The following is a 20,196-nucleotide window of genomic DNA, read 5'->3' on the forward strand; positions in this document are numbered from 1 at the left end:
ATGTTGTCCAATCAGATCATTAACCAGAGCTTCGCGGAGATCATGGGGAAGCGGTTCGGAGACTATGCCAACCTGGTCATTCTCTCCCGCGCGATCCCGGACGCCCGCGACGGTCTGAAGCCTGTACAGCGCCGGATTTTGTACGCGATGTACCAAGAGGGCAATACGAATGACAAGCCGTACCGGAAATCGGCGAAAACAGTCGGGTACGTGATGGGTACATATCACCCGCACGGCGACTCGGCGATTTACGAGACGATGGTGCGCATGGCCCAATGGTGGAAAATGCGTCAGGTGCTCATTCAGGGACACGGGAACTTCGGCAGTCTGGACGCCGACCCGCCAGCAGCGATGCGTTACACGGAGTCCCGCTTGTCCGCACTCGCCAACGAGCTTTTGCGCGATATTGAAAAAGATACTGTCACCTTCATCCCGAACTACGACAACTCGGCACAGCAGCCGGCTGTATTGCCTTCGCGTTTTCCCAACCTTTTGGTGAACGGCGCTTCCGGGATTGCTGTCGGCTTTGCCACGGACATTCCGACCCACAATCTGGGGGAAGTGATCGACGCGGCGATTGCCCAGATGAAAAATCCGGACATCTCGCTCGACGAGCTGATGAAGCACGTCAAAGGGCCGGATTTTCCGACGGGAGGCATCGTGCAAGGTCTGTCGGGAATCCGCAAGGCGTTTGAAACAGGCCGCGGCCAATTCATCATCCGCGCCAAGACGCATGTGGAGGAGCCAAAAGGCGGCAAGGTGAAGAAAATCGTCGTCTCGGAAATTCCTTACGAGGTGGTCAAGTCCAAGCTGGTCGGGCAAATTGACGAGCTGGTCATGGACCGCAAAATCGAGGGCGCGCTGGCTGTTCGCGATGAGACGGGGCGCAAAGAAGCGGAGATGAACAAAGTCCGCATCGTCGTCGATATTCGCAAGGAAGCGGACGAGCAGGCGATTTTGAATTACTTGTACAAAAATACTGACCTGCAAATTTACTACAACTACAACATGAACGTGATTCACGAGGGAACCATCCACCAGATGGGACTCAAAGGACTGCTCAAGGCGTACGTCGATCACCAGAAGGAAGTCGTGACAAAGCGCTGCGAGTACGATTTGGAGCGCAAGTCGAAGCGCGAGCATATCGTGCAAGGGCTGATTCGCGCCAAGTCGATTTTGCGCGAGATCGTCGACACGATCATGGATTCCGAAGACCGTGCCGACGCCAAGAAAAACATCATGGAGAAGTACGGCTTCTCGGATGAGCAGGCAGACGCGATCCTGAGCATCCAGCTCGCTTCCTTGACCCGCCTCGATATCGTCAAGCTGGAAAAAGAGCTGGCGACCCTGGCGAAAGAAATCGAGGAGCTGAAAGCGATTCTTGCCAGCGAGAAAAGGCTGATTCAGGTCATTACAGGCGAGTTGAACGAGATCAAGAAAAAGTACGCGGAAGAGCGCCTGACGGAAATCCAGGGCGAAATCGAGGAAATCAAAATCGATATCGCCATGCAGATCAATGCAGAAGATTGCATCGTCACCCTCACGAACGAAGGGTACATCAAGCGGACAAGCCCGCGTTCCTTCAAGTCGGTCGGGGGAACTCTGGAGACGTGCGGAGTGAAGGACGGGGATAAGGTTCGCTACTTCGTGGAGACGAACACGTCCCATACGGCCCTGTTTTTCACGCAGGACGGCAAGTATTTCGCCACACTCGTCAATGCTTTCCCGGACGACAAGTGGAAAGATATCGGCTCTGCTCTGGTCAACGTCATCCCGCTGGAAAAAAATCAGCGGATCGTCGGATTCACCATCGTCGAGAACTTCAAGCAGCCGTTGTTTGTGTACCATGTCAGCAAAAACGGCTTGATCAAAAAGACCGCGCTGTCCGAATATGAAACCAATCGTTCGAGCGCACTCGTGGCTGCCAAGCTGAAATCAGAAGATGACGAATTTGTCCATGTATTCGTAACGGCGGAAGCTGGCGGGATTTTGGGGGCAACCCGCGACGGGATGGGGATTCGCTTCTTGCAGGCAGAAGTCGGGGCGACAGGTCGCGCTTCCAGCGGCGTAAAAGCGATTACACTCGCAGCGGGAGATGAAGTCGTGACGATGCTGCCGACTGAGCTGGAAGACAGCCGAGCGTTTACGCTGTTGACAGAGGAAGGCGTAGTGAAGCGGACAGCGATTGCCGCCATGCCGCTGCAAGGACGTGCTGGCAAAGGCGTGCAGTTGATTCGCAAGCGCAAAAACCATCCGCACCAGCTGACGGCGATTTACCTGGAGGAAACCGTGTACGCCTGGACGGCGCAAAACGAGTGGGTGCCAGTGGACGCGAGCCAGGTGATCGTGAACGAGCAGGGCGGAATTGGCCGCGTCGTCGTGGAAGGCGGCGTCAAAGCGGTTGTCTTTGAAACCGTTTTGCCAACTGATGAACCAAAAGAGGAGCCGACCGCAAAAGGCTCTGGAGAGGGAGAATCCGCAAGCTCGCAGCAAAAGGCGACAGGTGCTCCTGTCAGTTTGTTCGATCTTGGCGAAGAGAAGGAATGATGGAAAATGGCAACTCCGTTTGAATCGTTTGTATCACCGTTGAGCTGGCAGCAAGTCTCTCTTCTGCTCGACACGGTTCAGTATTTTGAAGAAGCGCCCAAGCTGCTTTCCCTTCCGCAAGAGGAAGGGCCGAGCGTGCCAGTGCCCGTTACGGCAGATACACTGCGGCAGATGCTGGCGAGTTTGGACGAGGACGATGCTTTTTCGCGCAAGCCGTTTGCTCTCCGCTGGGAAGCGGGCGAGGATGCGGACGCTGGAGCTCTTATCGTTGAATTGCCTACTGGCGAAACCGTGAAGCAGCCTGCGGTTTTGTCCGCGTTTTCTCCGGTTTAACCGAATCAGGATGGCTTTAAAGGACGCTTTGGCACATGCTCATGCACCCGCGCAGGGGAAGGGCGGTGCCAAAGCGTTTTTTTACAGTTGCAAGGATTGCCAAAAACTTGGCATGTATGGTACAGTTTGAGCACGTTTCTTTTTGTTTCAAAATGTTAGTTACTTACTGATTGGAGGAGCAAGCAGATGGAACAAACGATGAACCAAAAAGCTTTTGCGGATGTCATTCGCGAACGCAGATCGGTACGTCATTACGACGCATCCGTCAAAATTTCCCGCGACGAGTTGAAAGAGATGCTGGCCGAAGCGACATTGGCGCCATCCAGCTCGAATCTTCAACCTTGGCGTTTTCTGATCATCGACGAGCAGGAGCTGAAAGAAAAGCTGCTCCCGATTGCCTTCAATCAAAAGCAGGTCGTCGAAGCTGCCGCAGTGATCGCCGTACTTGGCGACTACGAGGGCTACAAGCAGGCGGAGCAAATTTACCAGAAAGCAATCGACACCGGCTACATGACAGAAGAAGCGAAAGCAACCATGATCGCCAACATCAACCGCCGTTACGAAAACCGCGAGCGCAGCGTGCTGAAAGAAATTGCGCTTGTAGATGGCGGACTGGTCGCGATGCAATTCATGCTCGTTGCCAAAGCTCGCGGGTATGACACCGTTCCGATGGGCGGATACAACGACGAATTGTTCAAAGAGGCGTTCCAAATCTCGGATCGCTACGAAACGGTCATGCTGATCGCCGTAGGAAAAGCGGCACAGCCTGGACATCCGACTACCCGGCTAGACGTAGATGCCATTACGTTCTGGAATGAGATGCCAAGTAAATAAGCAAGTGTGTGGTACGACAGTCACTGGTCTATGAACCGTGACTGTTTGTTTTTTGATCAGGCAATCTTCCTGTCGGGGTAGAAATCGGGCAGGAGGGGGCGTACAATGAAACAGGACAAGCAACAACCTTACAGACAGAAGAAAGAAGGGTTAGCATGAAACGGATTTTGGCAATCAGCGATATACATGGGGAACTGGACAAGCTGGAGTCGCTGATGGAGCTTGTGAATTACGATGCGCAAAACGATCAGCTGATTTTGCTCGGGGATTACGTGGATCGCGGCCCCAAATCGCGAGAAGTGGTCGCAAAAGTGAAACAGCTTCACGAACAAGGAGCAGTTGTCCTGATGGGCAACCATGACCATATGATGGTGAAATCGTTTGAGCAAGACCCTGTTTTTATCGAACGCTGGTTCCGCAATGGCGCTCAAGCTACGCTGGCGAGCTACGGTCACGCAGGCGCTGCTACCGAATCTGGCGCACCCGAAGCGTTGGAAGTGACGCCAGAAGTACAGGAGCATCTCGATTTTCTCGGAGGACTGCGCTGCTTTTTTGAGACAGACGATTATATTTTCGTCCACGGAGGCGTGCATCCCGAGACTCCGGTGGCGGAAACAGACCCGTACAAGCTGATGTGGATTCGCGATGAGTTCCACAAAGGCTATCGCGGGGAAAAGACGGTTGTATTCGGGCATACCCCGACGGAAAATTTGCACGGAAAACACGATGTTTACTTCGGGGACAACAACATCATCGGAATTGATGGCGGCGCTGTTTTTGGCGGGCGCTTGCATTGCCTGGAGCTGCCGAGTCGCAAGGTGTACTCGGTCGAGTAGTCAAGAAAAAGAGACGGCATACCTGTCAGGGACAAGACCAGGGACCGTCTTTTCTTTGTTTGTGATCGTCTGTATAATGAGAATATTAAGATAAATATGAAGGGAGAATAAGCATTGACCTTAAAAGTCGGCATTATCGGTTGCGGTTCCATTGCCAATCACCGCCATGCTCCCGAATATCGGCAAAATCCTTACACGGACATTTTGCTTGTCTACGATCCGAATCCAGACCGGGCGAGGAAGCTGGCAGACAAATACGGCGGACAAGTAGCGGGGAGCTGGGAAGAAGTCGTACGACATCCTGAAATCGACGCGATCAGTGATTGTTCAACCAACGAAATGCACCATCTGATTACGACACAGGCGCTTTTGGCGGGCAAGCATGTGCTGTGTGAAAAGCCGATTGCGACGACAATCGCAGGGGCGAAGCAAATACTCGCAGCAGCGAACAAGTCGGGCAAAGTGTTGATGATTGACCACAACCAGCGCCTGGTCAGTGCGCATGCCAAAGCGCGGCAGCTGATTGAAGCCGGGGAGTTGGGAAACATTTTGTCGTTCAAAACAAGCTTTGGTCATCAAGGCCCTGAACATTGGAGCGCCAACGGGACAAACGGAACGTGGTTTTTCAAAAAAGCCCGCTCCGCGTTTGGCGTTGTAGGTGATTTGGGCATCCATAAAGTCGATCTGCTCCGGTATTTGCTCCAGGACGAGATTGCGGAGATTAGCGCTTTTTCCGGCGTTTTGGACAAAAAGGATGAACACGGACAGCCGATCGAGGTTTGCGATCATATGTCGTGCCTGCTCAGAACCAAATCGGGTGCGATCGGGACGGCATCTTTTAGCTGGAGCTATTATGGCGATGAAGACAACAGCACGATCTTGTACGGCGAGCGGGGTATCATGAAAATTTTTGCCGAGCCTGAAAAAGACCTGGAGATCATCAAGGCGGATGGACAGCGAGTGCTCTATCAGCTCGGGGCGATGCAAACGAACGACAACCAGACGGCGAGCGGCGTGATCGATGCTTTTGTCGAAGCCATCCGCACGGGACAAGCGCCGATCGCCACAGGCGAGGACGGATTGGCTGCGCTGCGCATTGTCGAGGCGGCGATGGAGTCGGCTGCCACGGGGAGAAGTGTCCGCTTGGAGACGTGACAGGGAATGAGAGCACACATGGCTGGTCACACTAGAAGGGGAGGTGTGATCACATGGAAGGAAACATTCAGGTCAATGGCAAGCATTATCAGTGCGAATGCACATATGATGGGGATTCCCAGTACAACGTTCAAGTGCGCAATGGCAAAAATGTAGTCGCAAACTATAAAATCTCGGCAGGTTCGGAAGGCGAAGTGCTGGAGTCTGCCCAGGCGCATTTTGCCGCAGACGTGGAGCTGGGCAATGTAAAAGGGTAAAACCGGGCAAAACGCAGCCGCCTATTCAGCGGACTGCGGTTTTTTCTTGTCAGCCGCCGCAGAACGTGATACAGTAATATTGTTTCCTTGGAAACCAAATGCATGACAAAGGAGCTGACCGCTGAATTGGATCAGAAAACGAAAATTTGGAATCAGTGGCTGACTCTGCTACATAAACAGGAGGATCGCAGCAAACGGCGCGAGTCCTTACTGCTTGCGAAAATCCGCAGCAGCATCCCTGATTACCAGCATTTGGACAGCCTATCGATAACCGAACTGCACGTCATTTCCGAAATCGGCAGCAACGCACGGGTGAACGTGACGACGATTGCCCAAAAAATCGGGGTGACCAAAAGCGCCATATCCAAAATCACGGTGAAGCTGTTGAAAAAAGGCTTGCTGGAGCGCTATCAGTTGGAAGACAACCAAAAAGAAGTTTTTTTTCGGCTGACAAAAGTAGGCGAGTTGGTCAACTCGATACACGACAGCTTTCACGCGAAGCTGGAGAACGACATGATTCGCTTTTTGGATCGGTACAGCAAGGAAGAGTTGGCTTTTGTCTCCCGGTTTATTGGCGAGGCGACGGAGCAACTGCAAAAGAACTGGACAGAGGACTAGCGAGGGAGAGAGCATCTCCCTTATTATTTCGGAATATTGTTTCCTTGGACACAAAAATGATGAGGTGAAGCTGAAAGATGAACGCTAAAAAAGTATTAATGCTGCTCGGGATCACCATTTTGTTCGGTACGTTCGCGCAAAATTTGTTCATGCCGATCCTGCCAGCGATGCAACAAGAGTTTCAGACGAGCGCGTTTCTCGTCAACCTGACGATTTCGCTGTTTACGGTCATGCTGGCGGTTATGCAAATTGTCTACGGTCCGCTCGTGGATCAGTATGGCCGGAAAAAAATCTTGATTCCGGCGCTCGTGTTGTACGCGCTCGCTTCCATCGGTTGCTATCTGGCAGATTCGATTGATACGTTGCTCGTCTTTCGGGCGCTGCAAGGGATCGGTTTCGCAGCGATTCCGATTGTCGCGGCGACGATGATTGGCGACCTGTTTGAGGGCAGCGACAGAGCGAGTGCCATGGGAACGTATCAAATGATGCTGGCAATCGGTCCAGCAATCGGGCCACTGCTCGGCGGCTGGATTGGCGGAGCAGGCGGACATACGGCGGTGTTTGCATTTTTGGCGGCTACGGCTGTGCTGCTGCTCGCTGGAAACGGACTTTTGCTGCCGGAAACGAAAAGCAGTCAGTCTAGCTCCAGACGGTTTCAACTGAGCGGCTATCTCGCTGTATGCCGGCAACCGACTGGTTTGTCCGTGATCTTGCTTGGCTTTTCACAGATGTTTACGTACTACTGCTTCTTGCTGTTTATCCCTGTGCAGTTGACAAGCTACTATCACTTGTCTGCCGACAAAATCGGCTTGCTCTATTTGCTCGCCTCTGTCGTCTTCATGTTCAGCAGCAAACAGGCGATTCGCTTGCAGAAGAGGTGGGGATCGCGAAAAGCACTCCTTTGGACGGCGGGAATGCACGCTGTGGCTACTTTTTTCCTCATGGTGACAGCGAACGTGTCCCTGCCGTTGCTCGTGGCAAGCAGCGCGTTGTTTGCCTTTGCGCTCGGGATCGGGATGCCTGTGCATACGACTCTGCTTTCGGAAGTGTATGAACAGGAACGGGCAACGGCAATCGGCGTCTACAATTTGATCCGCTACCTGGGAATGGCCGTTGGGCCGATTGCTGGAGCAGCCTTGTACGGCGCAGGCGGTGCTTTCCTCGAATTTGGCGGTGCAGGCATTTTGCTCGTGCTGGCGACTTTGCTTGCGAAAAAGCAGATCGGCGCAGCAGCGGCAAACCGAAGCGTGTAAAAGCGAGTTTTGGCGATATCCTTTTCTTCCTCCAGTAAATGTGCTACAACAAAGATTGACACAGAAGAGCGGGAGGAACCAAAACATGCAGCAACAACATGAGCGAGAGCGGCAACCTGACAGGGAGCGCGCGTTTGACAACCCCGTATGTATTCAAACGTTTACCGAGGGCGAATGCCTGGCCCTTTTGCAAAAAATAGAAGAAAGTCGCACCATTCATTCCGAAGAGCAGCTTGATCAGGCAGAAGCCGCTGTTCTTGCCAGACTGTCAATCTTGCGCATGATGAAAAAAGGCGGAACAGCCATGGCGCAGGAGTGGCTGGACCGGGCTTTGGCGTTGCAACCGAACGATCCGTATGCGCTCGGTGCCCAGCTACGGCTTTTCTTGCTGCAGTTGCGCAGTCATGAACTGGAGACAGCGTTTCCGACCTTGCGGGAGACGGACAATGTAGTCGCCAAAAGGCGGGCGGTGGAAGTGCTCGTAGATAAGGCGCTTCAGGCCCAAGACGACATCGGCAACTGGCAGGCGATGGCCAAAGCAGCGCTTCGCGTAGCCAACATGCTCGCAGACGAGCGGACGACGGCGTTGGCGGAAGCGATGGTCGCCCTGTACGACAGGCGACAGATGCTGCTGGAAGAGCTGCTTGCGCGCGTGCAAGCTTATGGAGCCTCGCTCTCCGGCGTCTTTTTTTCCGCCGAGCTGCTTACGCAACTGCAAGAGACGATTCGCGCCCTCAACCAGCAAGCGCAGGAAAAAGAGCAGTTGCTGCCAGAGGAAGATAGCGAGCTGGCGCATGACGGGCCGACCAGCGAGGACCAGGACAAACGGACGGCATTGGAGCAGTTGGAGAGTTTGATCGGTCTGGACGAGATCAAACAGCGCGTGCGCCAGTTGGCCCAGTTTTTGCAATATCGCCAGCTTCGCGAGCAAAAAGGCTGGCACATGCACGACCAGCTCCCGTTGCATCTCGTGCTCATGGGCAATCCTGGCACCGGAAAGACGACATTGGCGCGCTTGATTGCCCGCCTGTACCATGAGCTGGGGCTTTTGGCCAAGGGACAGCTGATTGAAGTAGATCGCTCCCATCTGGTCGGCGGCTATGTCGGCCAGACGGAACAGCGGGTGATGGATGCGATCAAGCAGGCAGACGGCGGCGTCCTGTTTATTGATGAAGCATACAGCTTGAAGCGGCCGGACAGCTCGGGCAGCGACTACGGGCAAAATGCGATCGACACGCTGGTAGCCGCCATGACGAGTGGGGAGTACGCCGGGCGCTTTGTCGTCATGCTCGCTGGCTACCCGGAAGAAATGCGGCACTTTTTGTACGCCAATCCCGGTTTGTACAGCCGTTTTCCCCAGACAGGCCACTTCGTTTTGCCGGATTACTCGGCGGACGAGCTGGTGCAAATTGCCGATGCGGTGGCGGCGCGCAACGATTTTACCTTGACGGATGCCGCCAAACTGGCCTTGCGCGAGCGAATCGAGAAAGCGCAAGTGGACGACACATTCGGCAACGCCAGAACGGTCACCAGCCTCGTCCTGGATGCGATTTTTGCCAAAGGACGAGCCACGGCGGGCAAAGCTTTGCAATGGGACGATTTCACGATTTTGCGCCCGGAGGATGTCCGCGAGCTGGCTGCGCCCCAGGCGGAAAAGCCTGCGGAGGCAAAGCTTCAGGCGTTAATCGGACTCGATCAGGTGAAATCCGAGTTGAAAAAAATCGCGGCGTACGTCGCGGTGCAGCAGGAGCGCTCGGCAAGAGGCTTGCCCAAGAGCGCGATCGAACTGCACGCTGTATTTACGGGCAATCCGGGTACGGGCAAAACGACCGTCGCCCAGTTGTACGCGCAAATTTTGCAGGAGGTCGGGTATTTGAAGCGCGGCCACCTGGTCACCGTGAGCCGAGCCGATTTGGTCGCGGGATTCGTCGGACAGACCGCCGCTCTCACTCGCAGAAAAGTGCGTGAAGCATTGGGCGGTGTCCTGTTTATCGACGAGGCGTACGCCTTGCTCGGGAGCAGCCAGCAAGACTTCGGTCAGGAAGCGATTCACACGCTCGTGGAAGAAATGACGCGGCACGCGGAAAACCTCGTCGTAGTGCTGGCGGGCTATCCGCAAGAGATGAGCGGCCTTCTGCTGAGCAATCCCGGGCTTGTGTCCCGCTTTAAAAAGTACATTCACTTTGCCGACTACTCGGTGGCGGAGCTGGTCTGCATCTTGCAACAGGCGGCACAGCAGGCAGGCTATGTGATCGAGGCGAACGCCGTTGCAGCGATTGCGCAAAGTCTGGAAACAGCCGAGCAGAAGCAGATGCTGCAAGGAAACGGACGGTTGAGCTACAATCTTTTGCAGGAAGCGATCCAAAACCAGGCGATGCGACTCACGAGTATTCCGCGGGAAGCCTGGGATGAAAAGTTGCTCGCGACGCTGTCGTGGAGTGACTTCGAACCGCTTCTGACCTTGCAATCAGAAGAAACCGGGACAAAAGACTAGGTTTTGTCCCACACATCTGTCTTCCTACTCTTTTGACAATTCACCCGATCCCGTATAATGGTAATACAAGCCATGAGGGGAAGGGTGTTTTTTCGTTGCAAAAGAAATGGCATGCTACACTATCTACTACCATCGCCGTAACGATGCTGCTGACCAGTTTGCCAGCGGCGGCCAGACAAGAAGGGGAGAGACGGGGCAATATTGAGATCGAAGCCAAAGAGGGGCTGGCGATCGAGAAAACGTCAACCAAAAAGAGCGCGTCCGAACTCGTCATCATCCAGCTGTCAGGCCCTGTCCGTGAAGAGTGGAAAGAGAAGCTGACAGATATGGGAGCGACATTGGGCGATTACATACCGGACTACGCTTTCCTGGCAAAGCTTGCAGACGAAGAGCAGCAAGAAGAAATCGAGCAGCTTTCCTTCGTGAAAAAAGTGATTCCGTTTCAGCCGAAAGCCAAACTGGCACCGCAGCTGCGCTCCTCGCTGGAAAAAGACAAGGCGGTAGAGGTGGCGGTGATCGGTTTTGACCAAAACGTCGACATGGTGCGAACAGTAAGCCGTTTAGCCGATGACGCCGATATGGCAGGGCTTGCCACGCCAGAGGACGCGCCGCATATTTCGATCGCTACGATGAACGAGGACGCGATTGGGCAGGTCATCGAGTCAGAGGATGTGATCGCGATCGTTCCGGTGCCGCAAAACGAGCTGCACAACGACATCGCGGCCAGCATCATTCATGCGGATGAGCTGTACTCGACAGGATATACAGGAAAAGGGCAGATCGTCGGCGTAGCGGATACCGGGCTTGATACAGGCAAGCTCAGCTCCATGCACCCGGATTTTTCCGGCCAGGTGAAAAGCTTGTACGCGCTTGGACGACCAGACGATGCGAGCGATCGGCACGGGCATGGGACGCACGTAGCTGGCGCGCTGCTCGGAACGGGAGAAGCTTCGGATCAGCAATATAAAGGAATGGCTCCCGGGGCCAAGCTTGTCTTTCATTCGATTCAGGATCGCAGCGGCAACCTGGTGACGGACGTGGAAACGATTTTGCAGGAGGCGTATGCCGACGGAGCGCGGATTCACTCCGACTCATGGGGAGCGAATGACAACGGGGATTACAGTTTAAGCTCGTTTCTGTTCGATCGCTTCTTGTGGGAGCATCCCGACATGACGGCATTGATCGCTGCCGGAAACAAGGGGCTGGCAGGCTATCAAACGATCGGCAGTCCTGCCACGGCGAAAAACGTCATTGCAGTCGGGGCGAGCGAGAGTGTTCGTCCCAGCTTGGGCGAGCATTCCGACAATCAAGACGAAGTGTGGGAAGAAAGCAGTCGCGGCCTGACAGCAGACGGACGCCTGAAACCGGATATCGTAGCGCCAGGGACATCCATCTTGTCGACCAGGTCTTCGCTTGCTCCGAGCAAAAATTTTGACAAGCGCTTCAACGATTATTATGCCTACATGAGCGGGACGAGCATGGCGACCCCGATTTTGGCGGGCGGTGTCGCGCAAATTCGCCAGTACCTGGACGAGCAGGGGGAAAAAGAGCCAAGCGGAGCGTTGCTCAAGGCCATACTGTTGGCCAGCGCAGATGATTTGGGAGAAGACATGCGCTTGCAAGGCTTTGGCCGTGCCAATCTGCAAGAAGCGATCCAGACGAATTACAAGGATGTACAAGACGGGCTGCGAACGAGAGAAAAAGCCGAGTATGCGATCAAGGTGACGGACAGCTCCAAGCCGCTTGCCATCACGCTTGCCTGGACAGACTATCCCGCGTCTTTTGCCGCCCGGCGCACGCTTGTCAACGATTTGAACCTCAAGGTCACTACGCCAAGCGGCGAGCGCCTGAACGGAAACGACTTTTTCGAAGCGCCTTATGACGATCAGGTCGACAACCTCAACAACGTGGAACAAGTGTGGATTGTGGAACCGGAAAAAGGGACGTACACGGTGACCGTGGAAGGCTACAACATTCCGAAAGGTCCGCAGCCATACGCTCTGGCGACGACGGGAAAATGGGCAAAAGCTGACAATGACGGCGGCGACGATGATGGCGAGACAGGGAATGGCGATAACTACGAAGTCAAGAGCGAACTGAAAAAAGGGACACTCGGCAAGAAAACGCCCTACAAGGAATTTACGATTCGCACCTATAACGCGGGCGAACTGGACGTGTCTGCGCAATGGGATGAGGAAGCCGATGTGAATGTGTACGTGTACGACAACAACACGCGGGAGGAATTGGCCGCTGCAACAGGAACAGATAACCCGGAAAAGCTGACGGTGTCGTTGCCAAAGTCCGGCTTGTTCAAGATTCGCGTCGAGCTTGCGGATGGCAAAGAAGCGAAGTTTCAGATGAACATCAGCTATCCAGGAAAAAAGAAGAAGCGGTAGGTTAGCCCAGCGATCAGGAAAAGGAACAGAAAAGGACAAAGCTCTGCGCTAGTACCGAGGCAGAGCTTTGTCTTCTTTTTGCAGCCATTGCTGTGCGTGCAGGGCGATTTCCAGACAGAGACGACGCTCAGGCGAAGCGAAATCGTCTCCGATCAACTCCGCGATTTTTTCCAGGCGATGATACAGCGTTTGCCGATGGATGAACAATTGCTCGGCGGCCGCCTGCTTGGACAGATTGGCATTCAAATAGACGTGCAGCGTCTGGGTCAGTGCTGATCCATGCTTTTCGTCGTGCGCAAGCAGCGGGCCGAGGTAATCGGTGATGAAATGGTCCAGGACAGGCTCGGCCGGAATGTGAAACAGCAGGCGAAACAACCCCAGATCGGAAAAAAACGGGCTGCTAGAGTCGCGCTGGAAGGTGAGCGCCTGCTCCGCTTCCGCCAGATGTCGTCCCGCATCGGACAAACGCTTGCCCACGCGCCCGATCCCGCAGCGAATTTGGGTGTCTGCTCCGAGCATTTGTACGGCGATCCGCTTCAAGTCAGCCCACGCCTTTTCCAATGCCCGCCGGGAATCTGCCCGCGGCTTCGGTTCGATCAGCAAAAAATAAAAGCGGTGGCCCATACAGCGGATGAACGGCAAAAAGCCTTGGCGCGTCAACAGCGAACGGTATATCGCGGTCAATTCGTGCGGCGGGAGGGCGCCTTCTGCGGCTGGTTCCGATTTTTCGCAGGAGACGATCAACGTATGGTAGCTCACTGTTTTCACGCTTCCCGACAACCCAAGGAGTGTACGCATATGATCTTCTGTCATCGGCCGATCGGCGATCAGATCGTCGAACAGTCGGTTTTCCATCACCCGGGCTTGTTCTTCGGCAAACATTTTTCGCATAAAAAACTGGGCCATGGCGGAGACGGTGTTGTCGAGCGCAAGCAGCATGTACTCGTCCGCATCCCGCTCGTACAAAATGACGCCTACATAGGCGAGCAAATGCCCCATTGCCATAACCGGCTGGTAGACGAGCTGCTTGGTCATGGATAACGGGTGGAAGCGGACGCTGGCATCACGGGTGTCCTCTTCGGCAAAAAGCGATGCCATCAGCTCGTTCATCTCTACCTGGACGGCATGGGGCAAAACGGGAACGTACTGGGCCGCGACATCCGGCGAGTAAAACAACACCTGGGTTTGCACGGCCGCCTGAAAATGCTGGAGCAGCTTGGGGATGCTTGCCGCCTGGAGGCTGAGCTGCTGCAAGCCTCGGGAATACGCCTCCAGATCACGCAAAGCCTGCATCTGGCGATTGATCAAATGCTCGTGCAAGTCTTGGGTAATATCGACAAAGCGCACGGGCTGATGGAAGATGATCAGCGGAAACTCGTGATGATCCGCCATTTCCAGCATGTCAGCGGGAATCGCCGGGATGTATTCGCCAAGCTCGATGCACAGCCCGGATGCTTTGCGCCGAATCAATTCAGCCAAATAGGCAAGCCGCTTCTCTTTTGCCCCGCCAAAACCAAGCCCTGTCGAGAGGATGAGTTCGCCGCCATTGAGAAACTGTCCCGTATCTGCTGTTTCCAGGACATGCACCCAGCGAACCGGACGAGCCAGTCCGCGGTGGCCCGCGACCACTTCTGCGTGCTGAAACAGCGGGCGTTTGATTGCTTCTGTGATCGTCAAGCGCCAGTCATTGCTCATGTGCTTCTCCTTTTCCTGCCCGTCTACGTGAAGAGAGCCTTTTTCCGAACGGACAATTGACACTATGTATGATGAATGCTACCGAATGCTTAGCGTTTTGTCTAGTGATGACAAGCTTTATTTTTGGATAAAATGGAATTGTCAAACAAATGAGCGTAAGGAGTTGAAAGGATGAACACAGCCGCTGTTGGAAATCCATTGAAAAACTACGTAGGAGGGCAATGGGTGGAGTCGCAGGCAACCCGTTTTGAGGATGTGCCCAATCCGGCGACAGGTGAACTGCTTTCCCGCGTACCGCTGTCGACGAAGGAAGACGTGGACAAGGCCGTTGCCGCTGCGAAGGAAGCTTTCGTAGGCTGGAGCGCAACTCCTGTAGTCGATCGGGCGAGGATCATGTTCCGCTTCCACAGTCTGTTGATGAAGCACGAGGACGAGCTGGCACGGATGATCACGCTGGAGAACGGCAAAAATTTGCCGGAGTCGCAGGCAGAGCTGTTGCGCGGGCTGGAAATGGTCGAGTTTGCCTGCGGGATGCCGACCTTGCTGATGGGCGAGACGCTGCCGAACATCGCGGCCAACATTGACAGCCAGTCGATCCGCTTCCCGCTCGGTGTCGTCGGCGGGATTACACCGTTCAACTTCCCGGTGATGGTTCCGATGTGGATGTATCCAATCGCGATTACGGCGGGCAATACGTTCGTTCTCAAACCTTCGGAGCGCACTCCGCTGTCCTGTATCCGCATTGCCGAATTGCTGAAAGAAGCAGGCTTGCCGGACGGCGTATTCAACGTCGTTCACGGCGCTCACGATGTCGTCAACGGCTTGTTGGAGCATCCTGATGTGAAGGCCATCTCCTTCGTCGGCTCGCAGCCTGTAGCGGAGTACGTGTACAAAACGGCGGCGGCTCACGGCAAACGCGTGCAGGCGCTGGCGGGCGCGAAAAATCACCATTTGGTCATGCCGGACACCGACTTGAAGCGGGCGGCGAAAACGATCGTCAGCTCGGCGTTCGGTTGCGCTGGCGAGCGATGCATGGCGGCGAGTGCCGTGGTCGCTGTGGAGGAAATCGCCGACGAACTGGTGGCGCATCTGATCGAAGAATCCAATGCGCTGAAGATGGGCAACGGTCTTGAGGCAGGCGTCGATCTCGGTCCGGTCATCCGTGACGCGCATTTGTCCAAAGTCCACAGCTACATCGAAAAGGGAGTGGAATCCGGGGCAGCGTTGGTGCGAGACGGACGGGAGGATGCGAAACAACAAGGGAGCGGCTATTTCCTCGGCCCGACCATTTTTGACCAGGCGGATGCGGAAATGGTCATCGTGCGCGACGAAATTTTTGCGCCTGTGCTCAGTGTCATGCGCGTGAGCAACTTTGAAGAAGGATTGGCGACGATCAGCCGTTCCCGCTTCGGCAACGGGGCGACGATTTACACGAACAACGGAAAATGGGGCAGAGAATTTGTGCAGCGGGTGGAAGCAGGGATGGTCGGCGTCAATGTCGGCGTGCCCGCGCCTATGGGCTTTTTCGCCTTCTCGGGCTGGAAAGAATCGTTTTACGGAGATCTCCACGCAAACGGCAAGGACGGCGTCATGTTCTTCACCAAGAAAAAGACGGTCACCTCCAGATGGTTTGAAGATGGCGATACAAGCATCGGCTCGCAAAAAGTGTTCGTCAAATAAAGGGGGCTTTCGCGATGGAGCAAGATCAACAGTTGCAAGAGTACGACAAGGACAGCCTGCTTGCGTCAGACCGCGAGCACATGTGGCACCACATGTCGCCCTACAATCCGAACCCGATGATCGTGACAGGCGCCCAAGGCTCCTGGATCACCGATATTGACGGCAATCGCTACCTGGATGGCATGTCGGGCCTGTGGTGTGTCAACGTCGGCTACGGGCGCAAGGAGCTGGCAGACGCCGCCTATGAGCAGTTGAAGCAGCTCGCCTATTTCCCGCTGACGCAAAGCCATGTGCCAGCGATCCGGCTCGCGGAAAAAGTCAGCGAGTGGCTGGGGGAAGAGTATCGCGTCTTCTTTTCCAACAGCGGATCGGAGGCGAACGAAGTCGCATTCAAAATCGCGCGCCAGTACCATCACCAGAACGGAGAACCAGGGCGCTACAAGTTCATTTCGCGCCACCGCGCTTACCACGGCAACACGATGGGGGCGCTGGCAGCGACAGGCCAAGCAGTGCGCAAGGAAAAGTACGAGCCGCTCGCACCAGGATTTTTGCACGTTCCGCCGCCGTACTGTTATCGCTGTCCAGCGGGAAAATCGTACGGCAAGTGCAATCTGGAATGCGCCCAGTATTTCGATCAGGTGATCAACTGGGAAGGCGAGAAAACAGTGGCTGCGGTGATTATGGAGCCGACGATTACGGGCGGGGGAGTGCTCGTCCCGTCACCGGAGTACATGCCGAAGGTGCGGGAGATTTGCGACAAGTACGGCGTCCTGATGATCGTCGATGAGGTCATTTGCGGGTTTGGCCGCTCCGGCAAACATTTTGGCCATCAAAACTTCGGCATCAAGCCGGACATCGTCACGATGGCAAAAGGAATTACGAGCGCGTACTTGCCTCTGTCGGCAACAGCCGTGCGGGCGGACATCGCCGACAAGTTCAACGAGCAGGGCAATAATGCGCACTTCCGCCATGTCAACACGTTTGGCGGCAATCCGGCCGCCTGTGCGCTCGCGTTGAAAAACCTCGAAATTTTGGAAGAGGAAAAACTGGTCGAGCGTTCGGAACAGTTGGGAGCGGAACTGCGGGCCAAGCTGGCGTTTCTCGCGGATCATCCTTACGTCGGCGACATTCGCAGCTTCGGCTTCCTGATGGGGATCGAGCTGGTGGAGGATCGCAAAACAAAAGAGCCTGCCGCACCGGCGAAGCTCACACAGGTGATCGGCGAATGCAAAAAGCGCGGACTCATCATCGGCCGCAACGGCGACACGATTCCAGGCTTCAACAACGTGCTCACCCTGTCTCCGCCGTTTTCCACGACTAGCGAGGACATCGACTTTATTGCCCGCGTCATGAAAGAAGCTTTCGATACGTTGGAGTAGGAGCGGTCTATATAGCGTACTAGAGAGAAAAAAGCAGCCGCACCCGGCGTTCCGCTTTCGTGAGCGGCCAGGTGCGGCTTGCTGTGATGCTATTTTTGGTCGTACCGTTTTTGCAGCTTGGCTTTATGGGCATCGAGAATCTCTTCAAACGGAATCTCGTACTGGTTGGCGAGCAGGATCAAGTTACCGAGCACATCCCCCAGTTCCTCGACCAACTCCTGACGCGCTTCATGCGCCGCTTTTTCCCCTTCGTCCGGCCGATCCCTGCCGATTTCAATCGCCCGTACCGCGCGGGCAAGCTCGCCTGCTTCTTCCATCAGGAAGCCGACGCGAATAAACGGCCCGTACTGCGTCCAACCGCGCTCCTCGTAAAAATCTCCTACCCATTTCTGAAATTCCGTGATATTCAAACGTATCTGTCCCTTCTAGATTTTTGTATAATTGTACTATACACCAAAAAGTGGTGCTCGCAGCCACACAACTTTGATTGGTCTAGGAGGATGACATGAAACGTATCTGTGTTTTTGCAGGTTCCAACCCGGGAGTAAACCCGGCTTTTGCCGAGTACGCAGAAGCATTGGGCAAAGAACTGGTCAAACGAGAGCTTGAACTGGTATACGGTGGCTCCAACATGGGACTGATGGGGCGAGTGGCGAATACGGTTCTCTCGGCAGGAGGGAGCGCGATTGGCGTCATGCCGACAGGATTGTTTCGCGGTGAGATCGTACATACGGGTCTGACCGAACTGCATGAAGTTGTATCCATGCACGAGCGAAAAGCGAAAATGAACGACTTGTCCGATGGCTTTATCGCCTTGCCGGGCGGCTACGGAACGTTTGAAGAAATTTTTGAAGTGGTGAGCTGGGGGCAGATCGGGATTCACAGCAAGCCGATTGGTCTTCTGAATGTCGACGGCTACTACACTCCGCTGATGGAACTGGTGCGGCACGCTACCGAGACAGGCTTCATCCCGCAGATGCAGGGAGAGTTGGTCGTGTGCGAGAGCGATCCGGCCGTGTTGCTCGATCGTCTGCGCGATTACAAGCCGCCTGTCAAAGGAAACAAATGGTCAGAGCTGACTGAAGAGTAGCCGCCATATAAAAAAGCAGTTCGCTGTTTCAAAAGGGCGAACTGCTTTGCTTTTCTGATAAAATCATTTTCATTAAACGAAAAAGCGTTGACACAAAGTAAGAGCAAGTGATAATGTAAATGATCATATATCCAAGTGAACATATAGGAATAGTCATTATATGTTTCTGCTTCATACATAAGGAGGAACGGTCATGATCAAAACAAACAAATGGCTCCAGCTTTCCGCCACAGCGGTACTGCTTTCTGCACTGGTGCTTCCGCAAGCAGCCGGAGCAGCGCAAGCGAATCAACCTGTTGCCGTATTGGCAAAAGAAACGGTGGCTGCAACAGCCAAAGCCGAATACGCCAGCTATCTTGCCCAGCAATATGGCATTTCTATTGACAAAACAGTATCGCGCAGCCAATTTTCCCAAGCGCTGGCGAAAGTTGTGGCCGCTACTCAAAGTATAACGGAAAAAGAAGCGCTCGCCAAAGCTTATGTTCCGGAAGCGAAGGCGGGAGCAACGAAAATCGCTGCCTGGGAAGCGATCAGTGCCTCTGTCAAGGCAGCGGGATTGGCTGAGCTTGCTTACACATACAGCGAGGACAAGGTAGCATCTGCCTGGAAGGAAGCAGGTCTTGCCTACCAAAAAGGCGGAGCGGTTTCGCTGCAAGCGGCACAGGAAGTAGCCGCAGCAATTGATACCGGGCTTGTATCGGCAAACACCTTGGCAGCAATCAAGGCCGAAGGCGATACGACAACTGAATTGGCGGTAGAGCTGCTGGCGAAAGTGGTAGAGTTCCACGGCGACTACAAGAACTATCTCGGGACTGTGCAGGAGTCGGGCATTTACGGCAAGCTGGCGCAAGCCTGGAGCGAATCGTCGATTATCAAGGCAGGGGAGCTGCAAAAGCTCATTGATACGGGCTTGAAGCAAAATCTGTACACAGGCTACAACTTGAAAGATGCGGCATTCGACCCGCATTTTGATCCGGCGCGCACAATCACGTACGGGCATAGCGACTTGACTCATGCGATTCAACTGATCGGCTTGCTCAAGAGCGAGGGCATCGACGCGAAAATCCAGTTTGAGCCGAAAACGTCTGCTTTTATCTACTTGAAAGAGTGGGGAGAGCCGACGCAGACAGATGATTATCAAGTGGTCCAGATCGAAAACGGCAATTTCATCGCTTATGCGAAAGAATACGATTTGAGCTTTGAGTTTGCGAGCGAGGCTGAGAAAGAGCGCTTCCAGCCGCTCGTGCTGAAATACGCCAAACGGGATCAGGAAGACACGACCGGGCTCTTGGCAGCATCCTGGTGGCAGCCGCTCTACCATTCCCGCACGGAGCTTGCCGATTATCCGGTAATTACGAACAACGTGATCAAAGAAGGTCGCTACGTCGTCCAGACGTTCTCCTTGAACGAGGAGTCGGCAAAAGTGGTTGCCGGCTTGAAAAAGCTCAGCGACAAACTGAATGTCGAGACGTACAAGTTTTGGGTAGACCAGCCGTTCTTCAATTACTTGCACGGCGAATCGAAGTAAAGTCCATCGCGATCGCTTTTCGTCCAAAAGCCTTGTTTTCCGTACGCGGGAGCAAGGCTTTTTCCTGTTGCTGTCCTGTTTTCGGCTTGCGAAGCAATTTG

The 20,196-nt window shown here is 54.4% G+C and carries 16 protein-coding genes; 14 read left to right on the forward strand and 2 right to left on the reverse strand.

What is annotated here, in order from left to right; all coding sequences use genetic code 11:
- From parC to EDM60_RS19305, 10 genes are all read left to right on the forward strand, one after another.
- Nucleotides 1-2,547 carry a DNA topoisomerase IV subunit A gene (gene parC / locus EDM60_RS19260; protein WP_122965395.1) on the forward strand — a complete coding sequence of 849 codons (2,547 nt, stop codon included), beginning with the start codon at nucleotides 1-3 and terminating at the stop codon, nucleotides 2,545-2,547.
- A 6-nt stretch (nucleotides 2,548-2,553) separates the two neighbouring features.
- The gene (locus EDM60_RS19265) at nucleotides 2,554-2,880 is read left to right on the forward strand and encodes a hypothetical protein (protein WP_122965396.1); all 327 of its coding nucleotides are present in this window, start codon (nucleotides 2,554-2,556) and stop codon (nucleotides 2,878-2,880) included.
- A gap of 186 nt (nucleotides 2,881-3,066) precedes the next feature.
- Nucleotides 3,067-3,714, forward strand: coding sequence for a nitroreductase family protein (locus EDM60_RS19270; RefSeq protein WP_122965397.1), 648 nt, complete (start codon nucleotides 3,067-3,069; stop codon nucleotides 3,712-3,714).
- Nucleotides 3,715-3,869: 155 nt separating this feature from the next.
- On the forward strand, nucleotides 3,870-4,550 hold the full coding sequence (locus EDM60_RS19275) for a metallophosphoesterase family protein (protein ID WP_122965398.1): 681 nt from the start codon (nucleotides 3,870-3,872) through the stop codon (nucleotides 4,548-4,550).
- A gap of 114 nt (nucleotides 4,551-4,664) precedes the next feature.
- A complete protein-coding gene (locus EDM60_RS19280; RefSeq protein ID WP_122965399.1) occupies nucleotides 4,665-5,705 on the forward strand; it encodes a Gfo/Idh/MocA family protein in 1,041 nt (346 codons plus the stop codon).
- Nucleotides 5,706-5,758: 53 nt separating this feature from the next.
- Nucleotides 5,759-5,962: a hypothetical protein gene (locus EDM60_RS19285; protein ID WP_063228527.1), complete on the forward strand. Its 204-nt coding sequence runs from the start codon at nucleotides 5,759-5,761 to the stop codon at nucleotides 5,960-5,962.
- A 102-nt stretch (nucleotides 5,963-6,064) separates the two neighbouring features.
- Nucleotides 6,065-6,580, forward strand: a complete 516-nt coding sequence (locus EDM60_RS19290; protein WP_233454132.1) for a MarR family transcriptional regulator — start codon at nucleotides 6,065-6,067, stop codon at nucleotides 6,578-6,580.
- A 77-nt stretch (nucleotides 6,581-6,657) separates the two neighbouring features.
- On the forward strand, nucleotides 6,658-7,833 hold the full coding sequence (locus tag EDM60_RS19295; RefSeq protein ID WP_122965400.1) for an MFS transporter: 1,176 nt from the start codon (nucleotides 6,658-6,660) through the stop codon (nucleotides 7,831-7,833).
- 85 nt (nucleotides 7,834-7,918) lie between these two features.
- A complete protein-coding gene (locus EDM60_RS19300) occupies nucleotides 7,919-10,327 on the forward strand; it encodes an AAA family ATPase (protein WP_122965401.1) in 2,409 nt (802 codons plus the stop codon).
- 143 nt (nucleotides 10,328-10,470) lie between these two features.
- Nucleotides 10,471-12,723 carry a S8 family serine peptidase gene (locus EDM60_RS19305; RefSeq protein ID WP_122965495.1) on the forward strand — a complete coding sequence of 751 codons (2,253 nt, stop codon included), beginning with the start codon at nucleotides 10,471-10,473 and terminating at the stop codon, nucleotides 12,721-12,723.
- Between the two features lie 48 nt (nucleotides 12,724-12,771).
- On the opposite strand, the gene EDM60_RS19310 is transcribed toward EDM60_RS19305, so the two are convergent.
- Complete coding sequence (locus EDM60_RS19310) at nucleotides 12,772-14,418, reverse strand: PucR family transcriptional regulator (RefSeq protein ID WP_122965402.1); 1,647 nt, start codon at nucleotides 14,416-14,418, stop codon at nucleotides 12,772-12,774.
- A 171-nt stretch (nucleotides 14,419-14,589) separates the two neighbouring features.
- On the opposite strand from EDM60_RS19310, the gene EDM60_RS19315 reads away from it, so the two are divergent.
- Together EDM60_RS19315 and EDM60_RS19320 are read left to right on the forward strand one after the other, a co-directional pair.
- A complete protein-coding gene (locus tag EDM60_RS19315; protein ID WP_122965403.1) occupies nucleotides 14,590-16,098 on the forward strand; it encodes a CoA-acylating methylmalonate-semialdehyde dehydrogenase in 1,509 nt (502 codons plus the stop codon).
- A 14-nt stretch (nucleotides 16,099-16,112) separates the two neighbouring features.
- A complete protein-coding gene (locus tag EDM60_RS19320) occupies nucleotides 16,113-17,477 on the forward strand; it encodes an aspartate aminotransferase family protein (RefSeq protein ID WP_122965404.1) in 1,365 nt (454 codons plus the stop codon).
- An 89-nt stretch (nucleotides 17,478-17,566) separates the two neighbouring features.
- Here EDM60_RS19320 and EDM60_RS19325 read toward each other — a convergent pair whose 3' ends face one another.
- Entirely contained in the window at nucleotides 17,567-17,887 is a 321-nt protein-coding gene (locus EDM60_RS19325; RefSeq protein WP_122965405.1) for a MazG nucleotide pyrophosphohydrolase domain-containing protein, read from the reverse strand.
- A 95-nt stretch (nucleotides 17,888-17,982) separates the two neighbouring features.
- Here EDM60_RS19325 and EDM60_RS19330 point away from each other — a divergent pair, with 95 nt between their 5' ends.
- Nucleotides 17,983-18,567, forward strand: a complete 585-nt coding sequence (locus EDM60_RS19330) for an LOG family protein (protein WP_122965406.1) — start codon at nucleotides 17,983-17,985, stop codon at nucleotides 18,565-18,567.
- A 193-nt stretch (nucleotides 18,568-18,760) separates the two neighbouring features.
- On the forward strand, nucleotides 18,761-20,095 hold the full coding sequence (locus tag EDM60_RS19335; protein ID WP_167470341.1) for a hypothetical protein: 1,335 nt from the start codon (nucleotides 18,761-18,763) through the stop codon (nucleotides 20,093-20,095).
- The last annotated feature ends 101 nt before the right edge of the window (nucleotides 20,096-20,196 follow it).

The sequence above is a fragment of the Brevibacillus parabrevis genome (assembly GCF_003710905.1).
GTDB lineage: Bacteria > Bacillota > Bacilli > Brevibacillales > Brevibacillaceae > Brevibacillus > Brevibacillus parabrevis.

Bases quoted from the DNA above. Each gene is read 5' to 3' on its own strand.
- EDM60_RS19320 (WP_122965404.1), top strand. From the start codon at position 16,113: ATGGAGCAAGATCAACAGTTGCAAGAGTACGACAAGGACAGCCTGCTT.
- EDM60_RS19270 (WP_122965397.1), top strand. From the start codon at position 3,067: ATGGAACAAACGATGAACCAAAAAGCTTTTGCGGATGTCATTCGCGAA.
- EDM60_RS19310 (WP_122965402.1), bottom strand. From the start codon at position 14,418: ATGAGCAATGACTGGCGCTTGACGATCACAGAAGCAATCAAACGCCCG.
- EDM60_RS19330 (WP_122965406.1), top strand. From the start codon at position 17,983: ATGAAACGTATCTGTGTTTTTGCAGGTTCCAACCCGGGAGTAAACCCG.
- EDM60_RS19285 (WP_063228527.1), top strand. From the start codon at position 5,759: ATGGAAGGAAACATTCAGGTCAATGGCAAGCATTATCAGTGCGAATGC.
- parC (WP_122965395.1), top strand. From the start codon at position 1: ATGTTGTCCAATCAGATCATTAACCAGAGCTTCGCGGAGATCATGGGG.
- EDM60_RS19290 (WP_233454132.1), top strand. From the start codon at position 6,065: ATGACAAAGGAGCTGACCGCTGAATTGGATCAGAAAACGAAAATTTGG.
- EDM60_RS19335 (WP_167470341.1), top strand. From the start codon at position 18,761: ATGATCAAAACAAACAAATGGCTCCAGCTTTCCGCCACAGCGGTACTG.
- EDM60_RS19315 (WP_122965403.1), top strand. From the start codon at position 14,590: ATGAACACAGCCGCTGTTGGAAATCCATTGAAAAACTACGTAGGAGGG.
- EDM60_RS19300 (WP_122965401.1), top strand. From the start codon at position 7,919: ATGCAGCAACAACATGAGCGAGAGCGGCAACCTGACAGGGAGCGCGCG.
- EDM60_RS19295 (WP_122965400.1), top strand. From the start codon at position 6,658: ATGAACGCTAAAAAAGTATTAATGCTGCTCGGGATCACCATTTTGTTC.
- EDM60_RS19275 (WP_122965398.1), top strand. From the start codon at position 3,870: ATGAAACGGATTTTGGCAATCAGCGATATACATGGGGAACTGGACAAG.
- EDM60_RS19305 (WP_122965495.1), top strand. From the start codon at position 10,471: ATGCTGCTGACCAGTTTGCCAGCGGCGGCCAGACAAGAAGGGGAGAGA.
- EDM60_RS19265 (WP_122965396.1), top strand. From the start codon at position 2,554: ATGGCAACTCCGTTTGAATCGTTTGTATCACCGTTGAGCTGGCAGCAA.